24 protein-coding genes are annotated in these 23,093 nt (G+C 41.6%); 20 read left to right on the forward strand and 4 right to left on the reverse strand.

The features are described 5' to 3' along the window. Nucleotides 1-12: 12 nt before the first annotated feature. Complete coding sequence (locus KVT11_RS03195) at nt 13-495, reverse strand: hypothetical protein (protein WP_008345056.1); 483 nt, start codon at nt 493-495, stop codon at nt 13-15. A gap of 120 nt (nt 496-615) precedes the next feature. Here KVT11_RS03195 and glsA point away from each other — a divergent pair, with 120 nt between their 5' ends. The 5 genes from glsA (at nt 616) to KVT11_RS03220 (ending at nt 8,630) form a co-directional block, all read left to right on the forward strand. After that, the gene (gene glsA, locus KVT11_RS03200; protein ID WP_035392166.1) at nt 616-1,545 is read left to right on the forward strand and encodes a glutaminase A; all 930 of its coding nucleotides are present in this window, start codon (nt 616-618) and stop codon (nt 1,543-1,545) included. Between the two features lie 122 nt (nt 1,546-1,667). Next, nucleotides 1,668-1,949 (forward strand): Fpa/YlaN family protein, encoded by a 282-nt coding sequence (locus KVT11_RS03205; RefSeq protein ID WP_003212509.1) that lies wholly within the window; start codon nt 1,668-1,670, stop codon nt 1,947-1,949. A 210-nt stretch (nt 1,950-2,159) separates the two neighbouring features. Then, nucleotides 2,160-3,371, forward strand: a complete 1,212-nt coding sequence (gene ftsW / locus KVT11_RS03210) for a putative lipid II flippase FtsW (RefSeq protein WP_008345051.1) — start codon at nt 2,160-2,162, stop codon at nt 3,369-3,371. A 79-nt stretch (nt 3,372-3,450) separates the two neighbouring features. After that, nucleotides 3,451-6,897 carry a pyruvate carboxylase gene (pyc, locus tag KVT11_RS03215; protein ID WP_057079590.1) on the forward strand — a complete coding sequence of 1,149 codons (3,447 nt, stop codon included), beginning with the start codon at nt 3,451-3,453 and terminating at the stop codon, nt 6,895-6,897. Nucleotides 6,898-7,196: 299 nt separating this feature from the next. Then, nucleotides 7,197-8,630: a cryptochrome/photolyase family protein gene (locus KVT11_RS03220; RefSeq protein ID WP_116306815.1), complete on the forward strand. Its 1,434-nt coding sequence runs from the start codon at nt 7,197-7,199 to the stop codon at nt 8,628-8,630. A gap of 39 nt (nt 8,631-8,669) precedes the next feature. Here KVT11_RS03220 and KVT11_RS03225 read toward each other — a convergent pair whose 3' ends face one another. Continuing rightward, nucleotides 8,670-9,593, reverse strand: coding sequence for a COX15/CtaA family protein (locus KVT11_RS03225; protein ID WP_025207284.1), 924 nt, complete (start codon nt 9,591-9,593; stop codon nt 8,670-8,672). Between the two features lie 389 nt (nt 9,594-9,982). Between KVT11_RS03225 and cyoE the strand changes: the two genes are divergently transcribed. The 6 genes from cyoE (at nt 9,983) to ctaG (ending at nt 16,166) form a co-directional block, all read left to right on the forward strand. After that, complete coding sequence (gene cyoE, locus KVT11_RS03230) at nt 9,983-10,900, forward strand: heme o synthase (protein ID WP_024720296.1); 918 nt, start codon at nt 9,983-9,985, stop codon at nt 10,898-10,900. 278 nt (nt 10,901-11,178) lie between these two features. Then, the gene (gene coxB, locus KVT11_RS03235) at nt 11,179-12,246 is read left to right on the forward strand and encodes a cytochrome c oxidase subunit II (protein ID WP_116306817.1); all 1,068 of its coding nucleotides are present in this window, start codon (nt 11,179-11,181) and stop codon (nt 12,244-12,246) included. A 187-nt stretch (nt 12,247-12,433) separates the two neighbouring features. Then, nucleotides 12,434-14,305 (forward strand): cytochrome c oxidase subunit I, encoded by a 1,872-nt coding sequence (ctaD, locus tag KVT11_RS03240; protein WP_007499823.1) that lies wholly within the window; start codon nt 12,434-12,436, stop codon nt 14,303-14,305. Beyond that, a complete protein-coding gene (gene ctaE / locus KVT11_RS03245; protein WP_007499822.1) occupies nt 14,305-14,925 on the forward strand; it encodes a cytochrome c oxidase subunit III in 621 nt (206 codons plus the stop codon). The genes ctaD and ctaE overlap by 1 nt, the downstream gene beginning before the upstream one ends. Before the next feature lie 2 nt (nt 14,926-14,927). After that, nucleotides 14,928-15,257 (forward strand): cytochrome c oxidase subunit IVB, encoded by a 330-nt coding sequence (gene ctaF / locus KVT11_RS03250; protein ID WP_003211520.1) that lies wholly within the window; start codon nt 14,928-14,930, stop codon nt 15,255-15,257. A gap of 30 nt (nt 15,258-15,287) precedes the next feature. Next, the gene (ctaG, locus tag KVT11_RS03255; RefSeq protein ID WP_017367183.1) at nt 15,288-16,166 is read left to right on the forward strand and encodes a cytochrome c oxidase assembly factor CtaG; all 879 of its coding nucleotides are present in this window, start codon (nt 15,288-15,290) and stop codon (nt 16,164-16,166) included. A 31-nt stretch (nt 16,167-16,197) separates the two neighbouring features. Here ctaG and KVT11_RS03260 read toward each other — a convergent pair whose 3' ends face one another. After that, nucleotides 16,198-16,563 (reverse strand): YugN family protein, encoded by a 366-nt coding sequence (locus KVT11_RS03260; RefSeq protein WP_008345035.1) that lies wholly within the window; start codon nt 16,561-16,563, stop codon nt 16,198-16,200. Between the two features lie 161 nt (nt 16,564-16,724). On the opposite strand from KVT11_RS03260, the gene KVT11_RS03265 reads away from it, so the two are divergent. From KVT11_RS03265 to coaD, 9 genes are all read left to right on the forward strand, one after another. Continuing rightward, nucleotides 16,725-17,147 carry a CBS domain-containing protein gene (locus tag KVT11_RS03265; protein ID WP_035392645.1) on the forward strand — a complete coding sequence of 141 codons (423 nt, stop codon included), beginning with the start codon at nt 16,725-16,727 and terminating at the stop codon, nt 17,145-17,147. A 122-nt stretch (nt 17,148-17,269) separates the two neighbouring features. Beyond that, entirely contained in the window at nt 17,270-18,313 is a 1,044-nt protein-coding gene (locus KVT11_RS03270; RefSeq protein ID WP_008345031.1) for a CAP domain-containing protein, read from the forward strand. Between the two features lie 109 nt (nt 18,314-18,422). Further along, on the forward strand, nt 18,423-18,836 hold the full coding sequence (locus tag KVT11_RS03275; RefSeq protein WP_017367184.1) for a YlbD family protein: 414 nt from the start codon (nt 18,423-18,425) through the stop codon (nt 18,834-18,836). A 19-nt stretch (nt 18,837-18,855) separates the two neighbouring features. After that, nucleotides 18,856-19,104 (forward strand): YlbE-like family protein, encoded by a 249-nt coding sequence (locus KVT11_RS03280; RefSeq protein ID WP_017359376.1) that lies wholly within the window; start codon nt 18,856-18,858, stop codon nt 19,102-19,104. Between the two features lie 73 nt (nt 19,105-19,177). Further along, nucleotides 19,178-19,585: a hypothetical protein gene (locus tag KVT11_RS03285; RefSeq protein WP_116306819.1), complete on the forward strand. Its 408-nt coding sequence runs from the start codon at nt 19,178-19,180 to the stop codon at nt 19,583-19,585. Between the two features lie 57 nt (nt 19,586-19,642). Beyond that, complete coding sequence (gene ricF / locus KVT11_RS03290; RefSeq protein ID WP_007499807.1) at nt 19,643-20,092, forward strand: regulatory iron-sulfur-containing complex subunit RicF; 450 nt, start codon at nt 19,643-19,645, stop codon at nt 20,090-20,092. A 65-nt stretch (nt 20,093-20,157) separates the two neighbouring features. Then, nucleotides 20,158-20,430 (forward strand): YlbG family protein, encoded by a 273-nt coding sequence (locus KVT11_RS03295; protein WP_008345023.1) that lies wholly within the window; start codon nt 20,158-20,160, stop codon nt 20,428-20,430. 313 nt (nt 20,431-20,743) lie between these two features. After that, nucleotides 20,744-21,301, forward strand: a complete 558-nt coding sequence (gene rsmD, locus KVT11_RS03300; RefSeq protein ID WP_007499805.1) for a 16S rRNA (guanine(966)-N(2))-methyltransferase RsmD — start codon at nt 20,744-20,746, stop codon at nt 21,299-21,301. A 3-nt stretch (nt 21,302-21,304) separates the two neighbouring features. Further along, nucleotides 21,305-21,787 carry a pantetheine-phosphate adenylyltransferase gene (gene coaD / locus KVT11_RS03305; RefSeq protein ID WP_007499803.1) on the forward strand — a complete coding sequence of 161 codons (483 nt, stop codon included), beginning with the start codon at nt 21,305-21,307 and terminating at the stop codon, nt 21,785-21,787. 13 nt (nt 21,788-21,800) lie between these two features. Here the strand turns inward: coaD and ylbJ are convergent, their stop codons facing one another. Beyond that, nucleotides 21,801-23,009, reverse strand: a complete 1,209-nt coding sequence (ylbJ, locus tag KVT11_RS03310) for a sporulation integral membrane protein YlbJ (RefSeq protein ID WP_116306821.1) — start codon at nt 23,007-23,009, stop codon at nt 21,801-21,803. Between the last annotated feature and the right edge of the window lie 84 nt (nt 23,010-23,093).

Genomic DNA, 23,093 nt, shown 5'->3' on the forward strand with positions numbered 1-23,093 from the left:
AGACCCGCCATCTTATGTAATGATTAACTCTTTGACGCCTTTAATCGGCTGAGTGATGTTGGACTGATCCTCGAAATAAACGTGGATTGGTCCTTCTTCTGTTATAGGTTTTCCATTTTGGCTGAAATGGGCAATGCTATCCATCGCCTTAGAGAGCGGAACAGCAATTGTTTCTGTTTCTGTGACAAATTCACACGTCTCCGCTTGTTCGAGCGGTTCTGCATTTTTTATCATGTCGCCAAGTTTCATCCCGAAGCTGCCTGTGACAAGTCTTTCTTTTTCGTACTTTTTCTCTGTTTTTAATGTGGGTGGAAGTGTTTGACCTTCTCTTATGACCCGCTCTTGATCAAGCTCCTGATCTAGCTGCTGCTCTTCGTTTGCTGCACTTTTCTCAAAAAATGAATCCATTAAAAATTTACGGTCATCAAAAATCCATACACTCGGATCAATGGTGATCTTGTATTGTACGTTCCCCTTGATTTGAATAATGCTCATGTTCAAGACAACCCCTTTCCAACATAAATTATAGAAGTTTTCGCCCGCTTTGTCACTTTCATAAACATGCACCTCCTTGTACAAACTACGATTAGACGAAAAATAGGGAGGATTTTGGGCATGGCATGTCGTGACAATGAAGAGCTTCAGCGATTTGTAGAAGAGGCAAAAAAGGTGGCCAAAAATGGAAAGGTAGCATCCTATATTCCGGCACTCGGTAAAGCGGATCAATCGGATTTATCTGTCGCTGTTTATCATGTGAGTAATACGTGCCACTCAGCAGGAAATGTTGATAAACGATTCACCCTGCAAAGTATTTCAAAAGTATTAGCACTGGCGCTCGTGCTCTCAGAAGAAGGACCGAAAAAAGTGTTTCAATATGTTGGACAAGAACCGACTGGCGACCCGTTTAATTCGATGATTAAACTAGAGACAGCAAGCCCAAATAAGCCGCTTAACCCAATGATTAATGCAGGAGCGCTTGCCGTTACAAGTTTAATCAGAGGGGCAACGCCGCAAGATCAGCTGAACCGGCTGCTTGGTTTTATTAGAGAGCTTGCCAATGACACCACCATTACATATTGCAAAGAAACCGCTGCATCCGAATTTGAAACATCAATGATTAACCGCGCAATGTGCTATTATATGAAGCAATATCATATCATTAAAGGGAATGTAGAAGAGGTGATGGACGTCTACACGAAGCAATGCGCCGTCATGATGAACAGCCTGGATTTGGCGAAGATCGCGTGTGTTTTTTCATTAGATGGCAGGCATCCAGAGACAGGAAAGCAAATCCTTTCGAAAGATGTCGCTAGAATTTGTAAAACGTTTATGGTCACATGCGGTATGTACAATGCGAGCGGGGAATTTGCGATCAATATAGGAATCCCTGCTAAAAGTGGTGTTTCAGGCGGAATTATGGGGGCGGCGCCATACGACTTTGGGATAGGTATATTCGGACCTGCTTTGGATGAAAAAGGGAATAGTATTGCGGGTATTAAGCTGCTTGAGCTCATGAGTGAAAAATATGAGATGAGTATCTTTTAATAACGAATGGCTTCTTTTTATTTTTACAGAGCGAACTGTACAAATCTGCTTGCAATTTTGGGCGTTTCGCTTTATGATAAATAGAAGAATTAGGTACTCGCCTGGGGAACGGAGGGATACTTTTGGCGTCAGAAATTTTAGTCGATCATCGGCAAAAAGCACTGGCTTTATTAAAATTGGATGCAGATAAAATTTTAAAATTGATCCAAGTGCAAATGGACAACTTAACGATGCCGCAATGTCCTCTTTATGAAGAGGTTTTAGATACTCAAATGTTCGGATTATCGAGAGAAATTGATTTCGCTGTCCGGCTTGGATTAGTTGATCAACATGAAGGCAAAAAACTACTCGATAAACTTGAGAGAGAATTATCCGCACTTCATGATGCGTTCACAAAAAAATAATGATTGAAAACTCAAACTTCCACAACATAAGTTTGAGTTTTTTTGTCCGCCTTTTTATTTTGATTGATGCCAAACGGACTTGATTGTCTCATGAAAGACGAACAATATAAAGAGGTAAAACGGGATCAAACGGAGAAAATGTAGTAGAATAAGAACAGCTAAGAGAAGAGAATATCAAGCAGTAGAAATAGACGTTAGGAAGAGGATTATATGTTAAAGAGAATGCTAAAATCGTATGACTACTCATTATTGTTCGCCATTATATTAATTAGCGCATTCGGCTTGGTGATGGTGTATAGCTCAAGTATGATTACATCTGTGATCAGATATGATGCTGCGCCAGATAATTTTTTCAAGAAACAGCTTTTATTTATGATTGTCGGGGCGGTCATCTTGATTTTTACAGCCCTCATTCCGTATCAGCTGCTCTTAAATAAAAGATTCCAAATTGTGATGCTTTTGCTATCTGTGTTTTCTCTCATTTATGTGTACTTTGGCGGTCACATTGCAGGGAATGCTAGAAGCTGGATCAAATTTGGACCTTTTAGTCTTCAGCCAGCGGAATTCGTGAAGATCGTTGTCATCATTTATCTTGCTGCTGTCTATGCAAAGAAGCAGCATTATATTGACCATATTTTAAGAGGGGTTACACCTCCAATTGTGGTTGTCTCCATCCTATGCGGATTTATTATTTTGCAGCCAGACTATGGGACAGCTTTTATCATTGGTATGATTGCCCTTGCGATGATTTTATGCTCAGGGTTTAGCGGTAAAACGCTGGCCAAGCTGCTCGCTTTATTTAGTGCGGTGATGGTTGTTGTGACACCGTTTATTATTCTTTTTTGGGATAAAATTTTCACGCAGAATCGTCTTGGACGTTTTGAGAGTTTCCAAGATCCATTTAAAGACGCAGGCGCTTCTGGGCATCAATTGATTAATTCATATTATGCGATTGGGTCAGGCGGCTTTTTTGGGCTTGGTCTTGGAGAGAGTGTACAAAAGTATGGATACCTTCCAGAACCGCATACAGATTTTATCATGGCAATTATCTCGGAAGAGCTTGGTTTTTTCGGTGTATTTTTTGTCCTTGCTCTCCTTGGCTTTATTGTCGTGAAAGGTTTTTACATTGCGAGAAAGTGTGAAGATCCGTTTGGAAGTTTGCTTGCAATAGGAATTTCTTCAATGATTGCCATCCAAACGTGTATTAATTTGGGCGGTGTTTCAGGTCTCATTCCGATCACTGGGGTCACACTTCCGTTTATCAGCTACGGGGGATCCTCTATCATTTTACTGAGTGGATGTATGGGAATATTGCTGAATATCAGCATGTTCACTGAATATAAAGAGCGTTATAAAAAGAAAAAATCAATCAGCAAACCATCGATTCAAAAAAATGGATTGCAGAAAACTTTGAATCTTTAGAAAACAAAAGTGTACAGTTTTCATTTCTTCCTTTATTATAGAGTACATATAAAATTTTAAGGGATATGGAGGAGTGAGAATGTCACAGAGAACAATTCAAAAGGTTCTAGTTGCAAACAGAGGGGAAATCGCTATCAGAGTCTTTAGGGCCTGTACGGAGCTCAACTTACGTACAGTGGCCATTTACTCCAAAGAAGACTCGGGCTCTTATCATCGCTATAAAGCCGATGAAGCATATCTAGTTGGAGAAGGGAAAAAGCCGATTGATGCCTACCTTGATATCGAGGGGATCATCGAAATTGCAAAACGAAATGACGTGGATGCGATTCATCCAGGATACGGATTTTTATCTGAAAACATTCATTTTGCAAGACGATGCGAAGAGGAAGGCATCCAATTCATCGGCCCAACTTCTCAACATTTAGATATGTTTGGAGATAAAGTAAAAGCGAGAGATGAAGCGAAAAAAGCTGGAATTCCAGTCATTCCAGGAAGTGACGGGCCAGTTGATTCGGTCAAAGAAGTCGAAAAATTCGGTGAAGAATACGGTTACCCGTTTATTATTAAAGCTTCACTTGGAGGCGGCGGCCGAGGTATGCGGATTGTCAGATCAAAAGAGGAGCTGAACGAAGCCTATGACCGTGCAAAGTCAGAGGCGAAAGCGGCCTTTGGAAATGACGAAGTATACGTTGAAAAGCTGATTGAAAATCCGAAACATATTGAAGTGCAGGTGATTGGAGACAATCACGGCAATATCATTCATTTATATGAGCGTGACTGCTCTGTTCAAAGGCGTCATCAAAAAGTCATTGAGGTTGCACCAAGTGTGTCTCTTTCTAATCAATTGCGTGAAGACATCTGTGAAGCGGCTGTTCAGCTGGCGCAGAATGTATCGTATATCAATGCAGGGACTGTAGAATTCCTAGTGGCAAATGGGGAGTTTTATTTTATTGAAGTCAATCCTAGGGTCCAAGTGGAACACACGATCACAGAAATGATCACAGGGGTCGATATCGTCCAAACCCAAATTCTTGTCGCAAAAGGACATGACCTCCACAGCAAAGAAGTCGGGATACCAAAACAAGAAGATATCTTTACACATGGATTTGCCATTCAATCAAGGGTCACAACAGAAGATCCTTTGAATGACTTCATGCCAGATACAGGAAAAATCATGGCTTACCGTTCAGGCGGTGGTTTTGGAGTACGTCTTGATACAGGAAACAGCTTCCAAGGTGCGGTGATTACACCTTATTACGATTCACTGTTGGTCAAGCTGTCTACTTGGGCACTTACATTCGATCAAGCTGCGGCTAAAATGGTCCGAAATTTACAAGAATTCAGGATTCGTGGCATTAAAACAAATATCCCGTTTCTTGAAAACGTCGCGAAGCACGAGAATTTTCTAAAAGGGGAATATGATACATCGTTTATTGATTCAACACCTGAGCTATTTAACTTCCCTAAGCAAAAAGACCGCGGAACGAAAATGCTTACTTATATTGGTAACGTTACCATTAATGGGTTCCCTGGTATTTCGGAAAATAAGAAGCCTCATTTTGATAAACCAAATGTGCCGAAACTTGCTGTCCATGAAACGATTCCTTCTGGAACAAAACAATTGTTAGACAAGCATGGACCTGAGGGGCTCGCCAATTGGGTGAAAGAGCAAAGCAGTGTACTTTTAACGGATACAACTTTTAGAGACGCACATCAATCCCTGCTTGCAACACGCTTTAGAACACACGACTTAAAGAAAGTTGCGCAGCCAACAGCAGGTTTATGGCCAGAGTTATTCAGTATGGAAATGTGGGGCGGCGCTACATTTGATGTGGCATATCGTTTCTTGAAAGAAGATCCTTGGGAAAGATTGAAAGAGCTTCGTCAAGAAGTGCCAAACACTTTGTTCCAAATGCTATTAAGATCATCAAACGCTGTCGGATATACAAACTATGCGGATAATGTGATTAAAGCATTTGTAAAGGAATCGGCAGAGGCAGGCATTGACGTCTTCCGTATTTTTGACAGCCTAAACTGGGTCAAAGGCATGACGCTTGCCATTGATTCTGTTCGTGAATCAGGCAAAGTGGCAGAGGCAGCGATTTGTTATACAGGTGATATTCTTGATCCATCACGTCCGAAATATGATTTGAAATATTATGTCTCTCTTGCGAAGGAGCTTGAATCCGCAGGCGCTCATATTTTAGGCATTAAAGATATGGCGGGATTATTAAAACCGCAGGCGGCTTATGAACTTGTATCTGCTCTAAAAGACGAGCTCACGATTCCAATCCATCTTCATACACACGATACGAGTGGAAATGGACTCTTCACCTATGCAAGAGCGATTGATGCAGGTGTTGATATTGTTGATGTTGCAGTCAGCTCTATGGCGGGGCTCACATCACAACCAAGTGCGAGCTCATTATATTATGCTTTAGACGGACATGAAAGAAAGCCCGAAATGAATGTTCAAGCGGTTGAACGTCTTTCTCAATATTGGGATTCCGTCAGAAAATATTACCATGAGTTTGAAAGCGGAATGAATTCACCGCATACAGAAATTTATGAGCATGAAATGCCTGGTGGCCAGTATAGTAACCTGCAACAGCAGGCGAAAGGGGTCGGCCTTGGCGACCGCTGGAATGAAGTAAAAGAAATGTACAGACGTGTAAATGACATGTTTGGTGACATTGTGAAAGTGACACCGTCTTCTAAAGTGGTCGGAGATATGGCACTTTATATGGTGCAAAACGATCTGACAGAAGAGGATGTTTATGAAAAAGGAGCAACACTGGATTTCCCAGATTCGGTTGTTGAATTGTTTAAAGGTTATTTAGGACAGCCTCATGGCGGATTCCCAGAAAAATTGCAAAAGCTGATTTTAAAAGGGGAGGAGCCGCTTACTGTCAGACCAGGTGAGAAACTGAAACCAGTGGACTTTGAAGAAATCAAAAAGCAGTTCAAAGAATCACATGATCTGACGTTGACAGAACAAGATGCCATTGCATATGCTTTATACCCGAAAGTCTTTTCTGAATTTGTTCAAACAGCAGAAAGCTATGGAGATATCTCTGTTCTTGACACACCAACCTTCTTCTACGGCATGAGACTTGGTGAAGAAATTGAGGTAGAAATTGAAAAAGGGAAAACCCTCATTGTCAAACTCGTGTCCATTGGAGAACCGAATCCGGACGCTACAAGAGTGCTTTACTTTGAACTGAATGGACAGCCGCGTGAAGTGGTCATTAAGGATGAAAGCATCAAATCCTCCGTTCAAGAAAAAATGAAGGCAGATCGCTCAAATCCAAATCACATTGCGGCATCGATGCCAGGCACTGTGATCAAAGTACTTGTTGAAAAAGGACAGAAAATTTCTCAAGGTGAGCATTTGATGATCAATGAAGCGATGAAAATGGAAACGACGGTACAAGCACCGTTCTCAGCAGTCGTGGATGAAATTCATGTCACGAATGGAGAAGGGATTCAAACTGGAGATCTGTTGATTGTCTTAAAGCCTGAATAATGAGTGAGACACATCCACTGCGATGTGTCTCAGCGTATAGACGAACCCTTGCATTCTTTGTCAGTCCTGCGTGCTGGTGCTCACGAATGTCACATTCGCTCCGCTCCAGTACTCGTTCTTCCTAGACTTCAAGGGCTTTCTATCACGCTGAAAAGAAGACAAAGGGCTAAAATAAAGAGCATTTTAGCCCTTTGTCAACAATCCAAGACACATCCACTGCGATGTGTCTTTTTTTGAGCGCATTAAAATGTGCAGCCGCCCGCTAGAGTGATTACACTATAGAATGAGGTGAAGAAAGAGTGGAAATTGTCGTGATTTGGTTTCGCCGAGATATGCGATTGGATGATCATATCGCCTTATCAAAAGCGATCACATATGCAAAAAAACATCAGTACCGATTATTTGCTTTTTATCATCTAGATCCATTTTTTACAGAAATGGAACTGGATTTGAACAACGAACATTTCTTTCAAAACTTGGCCAATTTCGTCAAGAAAGCGAGAGAATCTCACATGTATGTTCATCTCATTCATGATGATATTTTGTCCGCTTTTCAAAAGCTCCTGGATGCTTATGACATCAATGCGGTCTTTTTTAATGAGGACGAAGTAGGAAATGGTCAAACACGTGATGAGCAAGTGACCCGTTTCTTAGAAGAAAAGGGCATTCATGTGTCAAAGTGGCAAGATACGCATCTGCATGGGGCGAGAGATATTTTAAAAGCGGATGGTTCTCATTATCAAGTGTTTACTCCATACTACCAAGCGTGGCGGAAGCAGGAGAAGCAGTCTGTGATAAAAGTTGACAAATCATTTCTGAGCAGTGAGCATACGATTTGTGATGAGTCACTTTCTGAAAAGGGAGATGAGAAACTAAGGGACATCATCAAGAAATGTACAAGGAAATTCGATCAGATTGGATCAGACAAAGCGATGAGCACGCTAGGCGGCTTTATTCAAGAAAGATTGACGCATTATCATGAGAAACGAGATATTCCGTCTGTTTTTGGGACGAGCAAGCTGTCTCGGTTTTTAAAAACTGGGACCATTTCTATTCGCACGATCTTTCATGCGGTCAATGAGGAAGAACTTTTTGAAGATGAGGGCAAGGAAACATTTATGAAAGAGCTAGCGTGGCGCGATTTTTATCATATGATCTTTGCGCATTATCCAGAGATGAAAGAAAAAGAAATCAACGCCTCCTTTCAACATATAAAATGGAATGATGATGAGACACTTTTTGAAGCTTGGTGTAAAGGACAAACAGGCTTCCCGCTCGTTGACGCTGGGATGAGACAGTTAAATGAAGAAGGCTGGATGCATAACCGTTTGAGAATGGTGACGGCTTCATTCCTGACAAAAGATTATCTCATCGATTGGAGAATGGGCGAAGCGTATTTTGCGAGAAAACTTGTCGACTATGATGAGGCTTCGAATATTGGAGGATTTCAGTGGGCAGCCTCTGTCGGAACGGATGCTGTTCCTTACTTCCGTATTTTTAACCCAACGACCCAGTCGAAACGATTTGACCCAAGCGGAGAATATATTAGAAGGTATGTACCAGAACTAAAGCATGTGAATGAAAAATGGATTCATGAACCGAGTAAAATGCCGATAGATGAGCAAATGAAATCGGGATGCATGCTGGGGGATACATATCCTCTGCCTACAGTCGATCATCAAGAAAGACGAAAAAAGGCCATTTCGCTATTCGAAGAAGCGAAACAAACATAAAAGAAATCCCCCTTTTCGGATGAAAGGGGGATTGTATGTTTATCTGAAAGGCTCTCTATTTTCATATTTAAACCGGGCAATGAGTAAGCAGAAGTAGCATAGTACCCCAAACAAACAAGAAATAAAGAATGAATGAGCAAGCGCATAACCGAGTGCGAGATGAGAATAAACAGACATCACACCTGAGATCGCTTGAAGTGTAATCAGAATGGCTGAAATGATCCATCCATAATACAGCTGCTTTTGTTCTTTATAATGTTTAAGGGCATGGAACATCGCAACAAATATCCAAACGAATAAAAGAAGGGCTGCTGCTCGGTGAGACATTTGAACCCATTGATTAAAATACGCTGGAAGTGCGCCGTCTTTTGAACAAAATGGGAAGACAGAGCATGCAAGACTTGATTTTGTATGTCTCACATAGGCGCCCGTATACACCACAATATACGTATATGTGATCAACCCATAAATATGGAACTGCATTCTTTTGCCGATATGAAGCGGCTTCACAAGCTTTGTTTCAGATCTGGTGGCTTCAAACACAAGCAGTGCCAGCAGTAAAACGGAAGCAAAAGAAATCAGTGAAATACCGAAGTGCAGTGCCATGACAAGTGCGTTAGAACCAAACACAACGGCGAGTGCCCCTAACAGCGCTTGAAGCAGTAAGAATATAATGGACATGATGACCAAAAATTTGGTTTCACGGAATACTGGACTGATTTTTTTCCAGCATAAGACCGCCAGTGCCAGTACAAGAATGGTGGAAACTCCTGTTGACATGCGGTGGCTCCATTCGATAATGGAAGCAGGGTTCATTTCTGGAAAGAAACGACCGTGGCAAAGGGGCCATTGTCTGCCGCAGCCAAGACCGGAGCCAGTTTTCGTCACAAGCGCACCGCCAATCAGAACGATCAGCATCACAAATGTTGTGACAACGCTCAATAACCTTAAAGCAAATTTCATCAAATGATTTCACCTTCTCTAAATAACTTCTGATCTAAATGAAAACCTCACATGCTCTCAAGTTTAAGCCAAATGCGTGTTCTGTTGCAATTCATAATGACCAAAGTTCACAAAAAAATGATATGTTAGTTCACAAAGTTTACAGATTTAGAGTGCTTGATCTTTCTTTGACAGTCTGATAGAAATAGAGGAGAGAATATTTCATTTTGCACCGCCTTCTGAAACGCACATCCTAATAAATTCACGAAAAGTTCACAAATAACTTCAAGTTTGTCGTTTATTATTTAATAGGATGTTTTTTTACAGCTCTTTATCTTGTATGATAGAGTTGTAACGATTTTACGTTTTATTCGTTCGTTTGAAGGTTTGGGCAAGGGAGGTTATACACATTGGCAAATTCCAAAACAGCCGCGGAAGCAGCTATTCATGGACAAATAGAAGAAACAACCGCTTTAAAAGATTTTCTTGCTCTTATTAAAATGGGCATCGTCAATTCCAATTTCATTACAACTTTTACTGGAATGTGGCTTGCTTTTTATTTTACAGGTATGAGTTTCCTTGGGAATCTTGATATTGTGCTGTTAACAATGATTGGTTCTTCTCTTATTATTGCCGGTTCATGCGCCATTAATAATGCGTTTGACCGTGATATTGATATACTAATGGAAAGAACAAAAACAAGACCGACGGTGACAGGTAAAGTTCAGCCGGGTCAAGCGTATGCATTTGGTATTCTGCTTGTTGTACTTGGACTGATTATGCTTCTGATGACAACTGTTACATCAGCAGTGATTGGATTTATCGGTGTCTTTACTTATGCAGTTCTATACACGATGTGGTCTAAACGTCATTACACCATTAATACAGTCATTGGGAGTGTATCTGGTGCGGTTCCGCCATTAATTGGCTGGACAGCTGTTACAGGCACCATCGACACAACGGCTTGGGTCCTGTTTATGATTATGTTCATCTGGCAAATTCCGCATTTCTTATCACTTGCGATTAAGAAAACGGAAGATTACCGCAAAGCAGGTATTCCAATGCTGCCAGTTGTTTACGGCTTTGAAGTCACAAAACGCCAAATCATCATTTGGACAGCATGTCTTCTTCCGCTTCCATTTTTCTTAGGTGGATTAGGATGGCCGATTGTCGCACTTGGCACATTGCTGAACATTGGATGGCTCGTCATTGGTCTTATGGGCTTTAAAATGAAAGATATCATGAAGTGGTCAACACTCATGTTCGTTTATTCATTAAACTACTTAACGATCTTTTTCGTTGCGATGATTATTATTACACTATTCTAGAGTGAAATACACTTTGATCACATCAAAACAATGGCTATATCTTATAACACAACATTTTCTTACAACTATGAAAGCCGCCTGATATTCAGTTCTATTTAGGCGGCTTTCTGTTTATACATAGATGGTATTTTGAGTAAAAACATCATTTTTTTATGAAAAGAGGAAATGTAAGTGCTTTTATAAGAGGCGGGGGTTATGGATGGGTGAAAGGTGATTTTATAAATAAGAGGTAAAAGCGAAAGGCAAAGGAGATCAAGCAAAAGGGGTTGGGACAAATTATGATAAGAAAATGGCGTGTTTATTCACTGTTTCTCTTACTGACGCTCGTTTTGGCGGGCTGCGGTGAACCATACTTATCAACACTCAAGCCAGTTGGGGAAGTAGCAGATAAACAGTTTTTCCTAACGGTACTGAGTACACTTATTATGGTTCTTGTCGTTATTGTTGTATCGATCATTTTCTTTTACGTCATCATTAAATTCAAACGTTCTAAAGTGGGAGAAGATACGATTCCTAAACAGGTAGAAGGGAACCGTAACCTCGAAATTACGTGGACAGCGATTCCGATACTTCTACTCATTATTCTCGTTGTACCTGTTGTGGCATACACGCTTGAGCTAGGGGATACAAGCGCCATGGATAAGAAAAAACGAGATCCTGAAAAGACACTTGTAGTGAATGTAAGAGCCAGCTTATATTGGTGGGAATTTGAATACCCTGATTATGGGATTGTGACAAGTCAGGAATTGATTGTTCCAACTGATCAAAAGGTTTATTTTAAGCTGAAAGCATCTGATGTGAAACACTCATTCTGGATTCCATCAGCTGGGGGTAAAATTGATACAAATACAGACAACGAGAACAAGTTTTATTTAACGTTTGACTCAAAACGAACGAAAGATGCTGGAGAATATTTCTATGGGAAATGTGCAGAGCTTTGTGGTCCATCACATGCTTTAATGGACTTTAAAGTTAAAACGCTTTCTCAAGAGGAGTTTTTAGGCTGGACGAAAAAGATGTCAGATTATAAGAAGCCTGCATCTACGTCAGATCTAGCCCTTGAGGGTGAAAAACTCTTTAAAGAGAAAAACTGTTTAAGCTGTCACGCGGTAGAGCCTGGAGATGAACGGCCAGAGGCGGCAAGGACTGCTCCAAACCTTGCAACCTTCGGAGAGCGGACAAAAGTAGCTGGAATTAAAGACATGAACAAAGAAAATGTCAAAGCATGGCTGAAAGATCCAGAGAGCTTTAAACCAGGTAATAAGATGACAGGGACGTATCCTAAACTAAATGACTCAGAAGCAGATGCACTCTACGAGTATTTAAAAGGTCTTCAAATACAGTAAATGCCTTGAGCAGCTTGAAGTGGTGCACATTCAAAAGGGTATACGATCTATGTGAAGTTTTTGTTAAGAGCTCCCGAATAAGTCTCTACATCCAAGAATAAGTCATCTGTCAGATATAGTCTGTTTTAGAACGTGAAGATAGACATTGATATGAAAAGGGGCAAATGGGAGATAAGAGGGGGATTTCATGGTGAGTACAATAGCTAAAAAGCGGGGGTTTGGCGCTGTCTTATGGGATTACTTAACGACGGTTGACCACAAAAAAATTGCCATACTATATTTAGTGGCAGGGGGATTTTTCTTTTTAATTGGTGGCCTGGAAGCGATGATTATCCGTATTCAGCTAGCCATCCCTGAAAATGATTTTGTGAGTGCAGGGTTTTACAATGAAGTCATGACGATGCATGGAACAACGATGATTTTCCTTGCAGCAATGCCGCTTTTATTTGCATTAATGAACGCGGTTGTACCCATTCAAATTGGTGCACGTGACGTAGCGTTTCCATTTGTGAATTCACTTGGTTTTTGGTTGTTCTTTTTCGGAGGAATTTTCTTAAACCTTGGATGGTTTATGGGCGGAGCACCTGATGCAGGCTGGACTGCCTATGCGTCGCTCACGCTGAATTCAGAAGGGCACGGCATGGATTTCTATATTTTAGGGTTGCAGATAGCGGGTATTGGTACGCTAATTGCCGGAATCAACTTTCTTGCAACGATTATTAATATGAGAGCGCCAGGTATGACGTATATGAGAATGCCGCTCTTTACCTGGACGACGTTTGTGGCATCCGCACTAATTTTATTCGCATTCCCGCCGCTGACAGCAGGACTTGCGATGCTGATGCTTGATCGAATGTTTGATACGAGCTTTTTTAATCCAGAGCTCGGCGGAAATACAATCATCTGGGAGCATTTGTTCTGGATTTTTGGACACCCAGAAGTGTATATCTTGATTTTGCCGGCATTTGGGATTTTCTCTGAGATCATTCCGGTGTTTGCAAGAAAAAGATTGTTTGGTTATTCGTCCATGGTGTTTGCGACTGTATTAATTGGTTTCCTTGGATTCATGGTGTGGGCGCATCACATGTTCACAACAGGACTTGGTCCAATTGCCAATGCGATCTTTGCCGTAGCCACAATGGCGATTGCGGTGCCAACTGGAATTAAAGTATTTAACTGGTTGCTCACCATATGGGGCGGTAATGTGAAGTTTACAACGCCGATGCTATATTCAGTTGCGTTCATTCCGTCATTCTTACTTGGCGGTGTAACCGGCGTCATGCTTGCAGCAGCAGCAGCGGATTATCAGTTCCATGACACGTACTTCGTTGTGGCGCATTTCCACTATGTCATTATCGGTGGTGTGGTCTTCGGTATTTTAGCAGGTGTGCATTATTGGTGGCCGAAGATGTTTGGGAAAATATTGAATGAGAAGCTTGGGAAAATTGGCTTTGTGCTGTTTTTCGTCGGTTTCCATTTAACGTTCTTTATCCAGCATTTTCTCGGTCTTTGGGGCATGCCGCGCCGAGTCTTTACGTTCTTGCCAGGTCAGGGTCTAGACCTTGGGAACTTGGTCAGTACGATTGGGGCACTGTTCATGTTTGTAGCAGTTGTGATCATGCTGATTAATATCATCTGGACGACAGCAAAGGGGGAGCGTGTATCGGGCGATCCTTGGGGAGATGGAAGAACGCTTGAATGGGCAGTATCTTCACCTCCGCCAGAATATAACTTTAAGCAGCTGCCTCTTGTACGGGGGCTCGATCCATTATGGATTGAGAAAATGGATGGTAAAAAAGGAATGACAGCATCTGAACCGCTCGATGATATTCACATGCCGAATAATTCCATCTTGCCTATCATTATCTCATTCGGTCTATTTGTGTCAGCGTTTGGTTTTATGTATCGTCAAGAACACAGCTGGGGTCTACCGGTGATCTTCATTGGTCTTGGCATCACGTTTGCGACCATGCTCGTTCGCTCTCTTAAAGATGATCATGGATACCATATTCACAAAGAAGATTTGACGGATGACGATGACAAAGGGGTGAAAGCATAATGGAACCACAAAAAATGACAGCGGAAACCTTTCCGGCTTCTCCTGAGAAAGCCACGTTAGAAGGAAAGAATAAGTTCGTCGGGTTCTGGTTGTTTCTTGGGGGAGAAACGGTCCTGTTTGCATCTTTGTTTGCCACTTATTTGGCGCTGAAAAATTCAAATGCAGGCGGCGCAACAACAACTGAAATGTTTGACCTCACACTTGTCTTTATTGCCACAATGCTTCTGTTAACGAGCAGTTTAACGAGTGTGTATGCTATGTATCATATGAAAAACTTTGCCTTTAAAAAAATGCAGCTTTGGCTAGGTGTAACCGTTCTTTTAGGTGCTGGATTTTTAGGGGTAGAAATTTATGAGTTTTATCATTATGTGCATGCGTATGAATTTACAATTACGAGCTCTGCACTTGGCTCTTCCTTCTATACGCTTGTTGGAACACACGGGGCTCACGTCGCATTTGGACTTTGCTGGATCACCGCTCTGATGATTCGGAATATGAGACGCGGTCTAGATTTATACAATGCACCAAAATATTATGTGGCGAGCCTTTATTGGCATTTCATTGATGTTGTGTGGGTCTTCATCTTTACCGTTGTATATTTAATGGGAATGGTGGGATAAGAATGGGAAATAAAAACACAAATCAGTCCAAAGTCGATCTTGTCTATCGGAAAAAGAAAAATGCCGAAGAAATGAAGCATCAGCTCATTTCTTTCGGCTTGATGATTGGTTTAACGTTTGTTGCCTTTTTAACAATCGCCTCTGAAGACGTCGGAAATTGGTTCGCTGTCCCTTTTATTTTACTGCTTGCAGTGATTCAGGTGGCTTTTCAGCTTTATTATTTTATGCATATGAACCAAAAAGGGCATGAAACACCCGCGTTGTTTCTTTACTCAGGTGTGTTTGTCGCGTTTATTACCGTTTTAGCCTTTTTGACCATTATTTGGTGGTAAGCTCGCTTTGCCCTTGAAGGAGGCGCAGCAATGGAAAACTTAGAGATATTTGGATTTCGTGCATTATGGAGTCCTTACTATTTGACATGTATTGTAGCAGCAGCCGCTTTTTATCTGCTTCTCGTGACGAAGGGCAAGCACCGTGCGACGGTGAAAGAGAAAACGCTATTTCTCACGGGGCTTGTGTTGCTTTATGCAGTGAAGGGGAGCCCGATTGATTTAATGGGGCATATTATGTTCAGTGCGCATATGGCGCAAATGGCAGTGCTCTATTTGGTCATCCCGCCGCTTCTTATTACAGGTTTACCTGCGGCGATTTGGGAGCGGATCATTCAAACACGGGGTATTCAGCCGATTTTCCGCTTGTTTTCTAAGCCGTTGATTGCCTTGCTCGGATTTAATGGGTTGTTTTCGCTGTATCATATTCCGCTCGTGTTCGATTTTGTCAAAACAGATCCGTTTTATCACGCATTGATGACGGTTGTAATTTTTATCGCTGCCTTTTTCATGTGGTGGCCGCTTGTCCATAAAGTGCAAAGTCAGCCGCAGATTACAGGCATTTTAAAGCTTGGGTATATTATGGCAGATGGGATTTTAATGACACCTGCCTGTGCACTCATTATGTTTAGTGAAGCGCCTATCTATGCCACTTATTCAGATGCCGGTGCATGGATACAAGCACTGCACCTATGCGTACCGAGTGATATGCTTGCTGGTCTTGCGCTTACAGGACCTGACATGTTTCATACATTGCCGCTGCTAGAAGATCAGCAGCTAGGTGCTATTTTGATGAAAATCATTCAAGAGATTGTATACGGATCGATTCTTGCTGTTGTCTTCTTTGACTGGGCGAGAAAAGAAAGAGCGAAAGATGCCGTACCAGATGCGCTCATTCCGAAATATGAATAAATGAAAAGCACAGCCGCAGGGGCTGTGCTTTTTATGCTTCAGCAGTTATCGCTTCTAGTTTTTCTTTTAATTGGTTCAGCGTTTTTTTGCTTGATTGAATAAGAGATTTAGGGAAATCTTCGCCTTCTCCATATTCAACACCATGCGGATAATAGTGTTTTCCAAGTAAAGGTGTCAGCAGCTGGATGTGGGCTTTTTTGGAGCCAACATCTCCTTCAGTGGCGTAGCCAGAGATCCGTAAGTAAAACGTCCCCTCTACCATGTTATACTTCCTGTCGTACGTCACACGCTCATAATCCCATTGATCGGCTCGTACAAATCCTTCACTTTCCATAATGAAATCTAATTTATTTAAGTCAGCTGATACCTTCTCAATCCCCGTACCTTCAAACTTCACCCAAAACCCCTCCTTATAAAAATTCCCTTTACTGACAATCATAGTATGAAAGCGTTAAACTTTCAACTGTGAAAGGTATGTTCTTTTATAAGCTGGTTACAGTAATAAAGAAAATAACGGATGGAGGAATCAACGTGAAAACGAAAAAAATCAAAGATATCATGACGAAAAAAGTAGTGACGTTGCGAAAGGACGACAATGCGTATGAAGCGGCAGTCAAAATGAAAGATGCTGACATTGGTGCCATTCCAGTAGTCGACGGAGATCAGCTTGTTGGTATTGTCACAGACCGCGACCTTGTACTTAGAGGTATTGCTGAGAAAAAGCCGAACTCACAAGAGGTTGGTGTCCTCATGACGAAGGAAGTATTGACAGCTGAAGAAGATGCAACCCTAGAAGAAATTGTCCGGTTGATGTCAGAACATCAGCTCCGCCGTATCCCGGTTGTCAAAAACGGGGCACTAACAGGAATCGTAGCCCTTGGGGATTTATCAGTTGAAGATTTATCAAACGATCGTGCAGGTGATGCTCTGACGGAAATCTCTCAACAAGACCAGGATCATGGCCAAGGATTTCTTCATTAGGAGGGGCATATTTTAAATTCGTGTTAAATAGGCTGTATTGTCGTTGATAAATGGAGCAAGTTTTGTTTAAATGACAGTAGAAGGTACTTTTTGTACCTTGCCAATTTAACGGAGGTGTTTATTTGAAAACTGTGCTGAAAACACTCTTCATCCTCCTGATTATATCTGGAACGTACGTTCTGTTTATTCAATATGGATCTTCACCAGAAAAAGAAAACAGCAATGAGCCGAAGGTGTCTAATGAAGAAACATCTAGCGATAAGCCGATCAACATTCCGAAAAAAGGTCTCATGTCCTTTATGGGGAAGTCTTCAAACGAAGTGCTTAAACAGCTAGGGGAACCAGATCGCATTGATCCTTCCGCATATGATTATGACTGGTGGATATACAATCAATCGAAGAAACACTATATTCAAGTAGGGGTAAAGGACAGTAAAGTGGTGACCTTGTTTGCGACAGGGGATGGGCTGAATGTTGAGCCATTTAAAATCGGTCAAGCCACAAGTGAAGTATTTAAAAAAACACAAATCGCTCCTTACATTCATGTAGAGGACGAGGGAAATTCATATCGCTTTGAATTCTCAGAAGATGATATGAATACCAGGCCGACGGTGAAAGTGGGAGATGATGTGTATGTCCAGCTCTACATGGATAAGTTTGAAAGCACTCTTTCGAGCATTAGAGCCTTTAACGCAGATACATTTGTCAAACAAAAGCCGTATGAAGTCGTTTATCGAGGTCAATTAATTGAACCTGAGGCGATATCAGGCGAAAAGTGGAAGGATATTGAAGCGTCGAGTCAAAAACAAATTTTTGATATGACCAATATTATCCGCCATAAGTACAAACTACCGACCTTAAAGTGGGACGATGAAACCTCTGAAGTGGCATTCATGCATAGTGAGGACATGAAAGATCATCATTATTTCTCCCATGAATCTAAAAAATACGGCACGCTGAAAGACCGGTTAGAAAGAGGCGAGGTCGCATTTCAGCTTGCGGGGGAAAACATTGCGTATAATTATGTTGATGGCCCTGCAGCTGTAGAAGGCTGGCTGAATAGCGAAGGTCACCGGAAGGCATTGTTAAATCAAGATTACACGCACCTTGGCGTTGGTGTGAAAGAAAAGTACTATACACAAAACTTCATTAAGAAAACGTCTTAATCCTTTAAACAGCTGCGCACAGATGGCGGCTGTTTTTTTATGAAAAGGGCTCACCAAAATAGATCTAGATGTATATAGTATAGTAGGCATTTGTATGGGGGGTGAGGATATGACAAATAAGCAAAAGCAAACATCCATTGATGAATTTAAACAGTTCGTCAGACGCCATCCGAAATTAATCCAAGAAGTGCAGACGCAAGAAAAAAGCTGGCAAAGTTTATACGAGAATTGGGTCATGTTTGGTGAGGAAGATGATATGTGGTCTCCTTACCGGCAAACACAAAAGGAAGAAGCAAAAGAAGAAAAAGCCGCTAAGCAAAGTGAACCGGGAAAAGCAGATTTTATGTCTAAAATGGTTTCTGCTGTGAAAAAAATGGACGCTGATCAAATGAATGAACAAATTAATAAAATGAGCCAGTCTATTTCCTCTTTACAAAGCTTACTCGGTCAATTTTCATCAAATGGCTCAAAGAAGGGTTCATCTGGAGGCAGCCAGCACCCATTCTCCTTCAGGAAAGATTAATTGAAAGGGGATGCTTTTGGTGCGGAGAGAAGTACAAGAGTTTGTCATGGCCGAAGAGGATCGAATCAAATTCATCAGGCAGCGCCCACTCTGGTATAGACAGTTAACGCGGCATCCTGAAAATGTCACTTCGTTTGAATTAGATAAAATGAATTTTTATGAAAAAACCATTCCTCATCGTGTGAGCCAGTTGAGCAATAGTGTCCAAATGGCTGAAATGATGATTCAGATGTTCCAAGCAATGCGCAATCAAAATGGAGCCGGGTGAGGCTTTTTTTGAGTTGATTAAGATGTCTATTTCATGAGCATCCTATGAAAGTAGACGAAAGGAGAATCAGAACATGAAATGGATGCTGTCAATATGCGCATTGCTTTTTCTTCTCACCGGATGTCAAAGTCAACATGATCAAGAGCAAGTAACTAGGCAAGAACCAGCAATACCAGTCATGCAGCAGACGCAAAGTGAAATGAAGCAGCAAGGCTTTTTAAAATACAAAGTGCAGGGATCTGTTGTGTATATAGAAAGTACACTTCAAGATTTTCACCTTGAACCTTCACCCCTGAAAAAGGATAAGAAGACAGGGTATTTTACTGTGTATGTAGATGGGAAACGGGCAGGAAACGAATATACTGCGGCGTTTGTGGTCAAGCACCTTTCAAAAGGAAAGCATAAAATGACCGTTGTGCTAAATTCTCGTCACCCTGAATATAAGCAGAAAAGAGAGACATGGGATGTATTTGTCACGTAAAAGCATTTTCTGATCCATAGGTTTCGTGGTAAACTATGAATTGGAGGTGCAACATTTATGTATGCGACAATCGAATCTGTGGAGCTCCAAGAGGAAGCAAATCAATTGGCTGCCATGATTCTTCAGTCGGAGGAGGCTGAACATTACCGCAACTGCTTTAAGCGTCTCCAGCAAGACGAAGAAGCCCAACAAATTATTGCCCATTTTACAAAAGTAAAAGAGCAATATGAAGATGTGCAGCGGTTCGGCAAATACCATCCGGACTATAGAACGATCTCAAAAGAAATGCGTGAGGTCAAAAGAAAGCTAGATCTTCACGATACAGTGGTTGATTTCAAAAAAGCAGAAACAGCGATTCAATCCATCTTAGATGAGATTAGTATTGAAATCGGTCAAGCTGTATCAGCATATATTAAAGTTCCAACAGGGAACCCATATTTTGATGGTCTATCATCATGCGGCGGTGGCTGTGGATCAGGAGGCAGCTGTGGCTGTAAAGTATCTTGACGAGACTTGAACGTCTCGTCTTTTACATAATGAACGGAAAGAATTGAAAAGCGGCAGGTGAAAAGATGGATACCAAACGTCAAGGGATGGTCGTTTGGCTGCATTCGTTAAAGCAGTCAAAAGCGCTAAGGAAATTTGGGAATGTTCACTATATTTCAAGGAAAATGAAATATGCAGTGATTTATTGTGATATGAATGATCTTGAGCGCCACATGGCAAAGCTCAGTTCATTGCCATTTGTAAAACGTGTTGAGCCTTCCTATAAACCTTTTATTAAATTAGAGTACGAATCGAAATTGGACAAAGCTAAAGAGTATGATTATAAGGTGGGCTTTTAAAGACACAAAAAAACCCCCGCGGCATCACCCGCGGGGTCCTTCTATTCTTAATGATTCATTAAGGAGAAGGCAAAGGGAGAGGAGAAACCGGAGGAAGAACTTATGGGGAAACGTAAGTCTTCTCCGCGGTTGGCAACAGCACCACATCAGATGCTGTTAACAGTAGTATGACCCTCTCTTTTGTGATCTATACATAGAAAATGAATGGAATTCAGTGCATTGTCCCATGTGGAGTGGATATGGTAAGATAATGTTGAATTTTTTGTCATCAAACAATATTCAATAGATGCAAGCAGAAAAAGTGGTGGAAAAAATGAGAGTGATTTCTGGAACAAAAAAAGGCCGCACGCTGAAAGCCGTACCCGGCCAATCAACAAGACCAACAACAGATAAAGTAAAAGAATCCATTTTTAATATGATTGGACCGTATTTTGATGGGGGATGGGCCCTTGATTTATTTGCTGGAAGTGGTGGTTTAGGTATTGAAGCGCTTTCTAGAGGGTTCGATCATTGTATATTTGTGGATCGAGATATGAAGGCGATTCAGACGATTAAAGGCAACTTGAATCAATTGTCGCTGATGGATCAAAGTGAAGTGTTTCGAAATGATGCAAACCGTGCACTCGCTGCTGTAGTGAAGCGAGAAGAATCATTTCAAGCCATCTTCCTTGATCCGCCGTATAAAGATCAAAAGTTGAAAGCACTTCTTGATACGATTGATGAGCATTCCTTATTAGCAGATGATGGCGTCATTGTGTGTGAGCACGATAAAGATGTGACACTGCCAGAGGAAGCAGGACAGCTACATATCTCAAGGCAGGAAATGTACGGAATGACTGGCATTACGATCTATAGAAAGCGGGGAAATTAAAGCATGGGGAATATAGCCGTTTGTCCGGGTAGCTTCGATCCAGTCACATTGGGCCATTTGGATATTATCAAAAGAGGGGCAAAGATTTTTGATGAAGTATATGTGTGCGTCCTTAATAACTCGTCAAAAAAGCCGCTTTTTACTGTTGAAGAGCGATGTGAACTCATTCGTCAAGCAACAAAGGAGCTACCAAATATCAAAGTGGAATCCTTTCATGGACTGCTCGTTGATTATGCGAAACAAAAAGAGGCGAAAGTCATTTTGCGCGGACTTAGAGCGGTGACGGACTTTGAATACGAGATGCAAGGGACATCAATGAACAAAGTGTTGAATGATGACATTGAAACGTTCTTTATGATGACGAATAATCAATACTCCTTCTTAAGTTCAAGCATTGTTAAAGAAGTAGCGAAGTATCATGGATCAGTCAAAGAGCTTGTACCGCAAGAGGTCGAAGCTGCGCTGAAAGAAAAATTTAATGGATGAGTGCACTGTGCACTCATCCATTTTTTAATTTCTGATAATAGAGCGCAATATACACGATCAGACTGAACAAGGTGATGAGGGGACCAGCAGATACAAGCTGATTCCATAACACGCTGCTAAACACGACGACTTGCTCGCTTGCTTCAAATGCCCCTGCTGGAAGCGCCATGTCTGCTTTAGAGACGTAAAGGGGTTTGAATAACAAAAAGGCAAAGACGGCTGCGTAAATACCGTGAAGCAAACGGGCGAAGAAAAACGGTTTAAAACGTATATCGGTTGCTGCCAAAATGCCGGCTACCTGAGCTTGAACGGAGAATCCGCTAAATCCTAAAATAAAGCTGACCACAATCGTTTTAGCGAGCAGGGAAACCTCTTGTGACCCTGTGAGTTGACTTCCTAATGTGATTTCAAATAGACCCGCAATCATGGCTAGATCTAATTCTGGCGGAAGATGCATCGTTTTCAGTATATAACCGATCCCGATAGAGAGAAGATCTGTTACATGCACAACAGCGAGCATTTGACTAAAGACAGAAAATAAAATGATAAAGCCGCCAATCATAAAAAGCGTTTGAACAGATGACATGACAGCGTCACTTAATATTTGGCCAAGTGGTCTTTTTTCTGCGAGTCTTGCCGTATGAAGAGCGCTGAATGCTTCTCGAATTGGAGGCAATAAAAATCCTTTTCGGCTTCTGAGGTGCGCATCATGACGTGCTTTATATCCGCGCATCGTCACCCCAACCGCGAGATTTCCTAAATAATGTGCACAGGCTAACACAATGCCTAAAGCTGGGTGATGAAAAAATCCTACAGCCACTGCTCCAAAAATGAACAAAGGGTTTGAAGAATTGGTAAACGACACAAGGCGTTCTGCTTCAATTCTTGTCAGCTGTCCTTCCTGCCGAAGTCTTGTCGTCAATTTAGCGCCAGAAGGAAAACCAGAGGCCATTCCCATCGCCAGCACAAATCCGCCGACACCAGGCACCCGAAAGATAGGCCGCATAAATGGCTCTAATAATACGCCGACAAATCTGACAATTCCGAAACTGATTAATAGCTCGGACAAAATAAAAAAAGGTAGCAGCGATGGAAAAACCACTTCCCACCACATTGCAAGTCCATTTTTCGATGCTTGCAAAGAGGCTTGTGGATGTGTAATCACAGTGGCTGTTAAAAAGATAAAAAAAGCAGCGATGAACAGAGTGTTCCATTTTTTCATGGAGATGTCGCCCCTTGCCGTTATAATCTATTGGCGAGCTCGTGATTAAAGAAAAAGAGATGCTAGCCGAGCCTGTCTTCTATT

The organism is Bacillus sp. GbtcB10 (genome assembly GCF_019091365.1).
In the GTDB taxonomy this organism is placed as follows: Bacteria; Bacillota; Bacilli; order Bacillales; family Bacillaceae; genus Bacillus; species Bacillus altitudinis.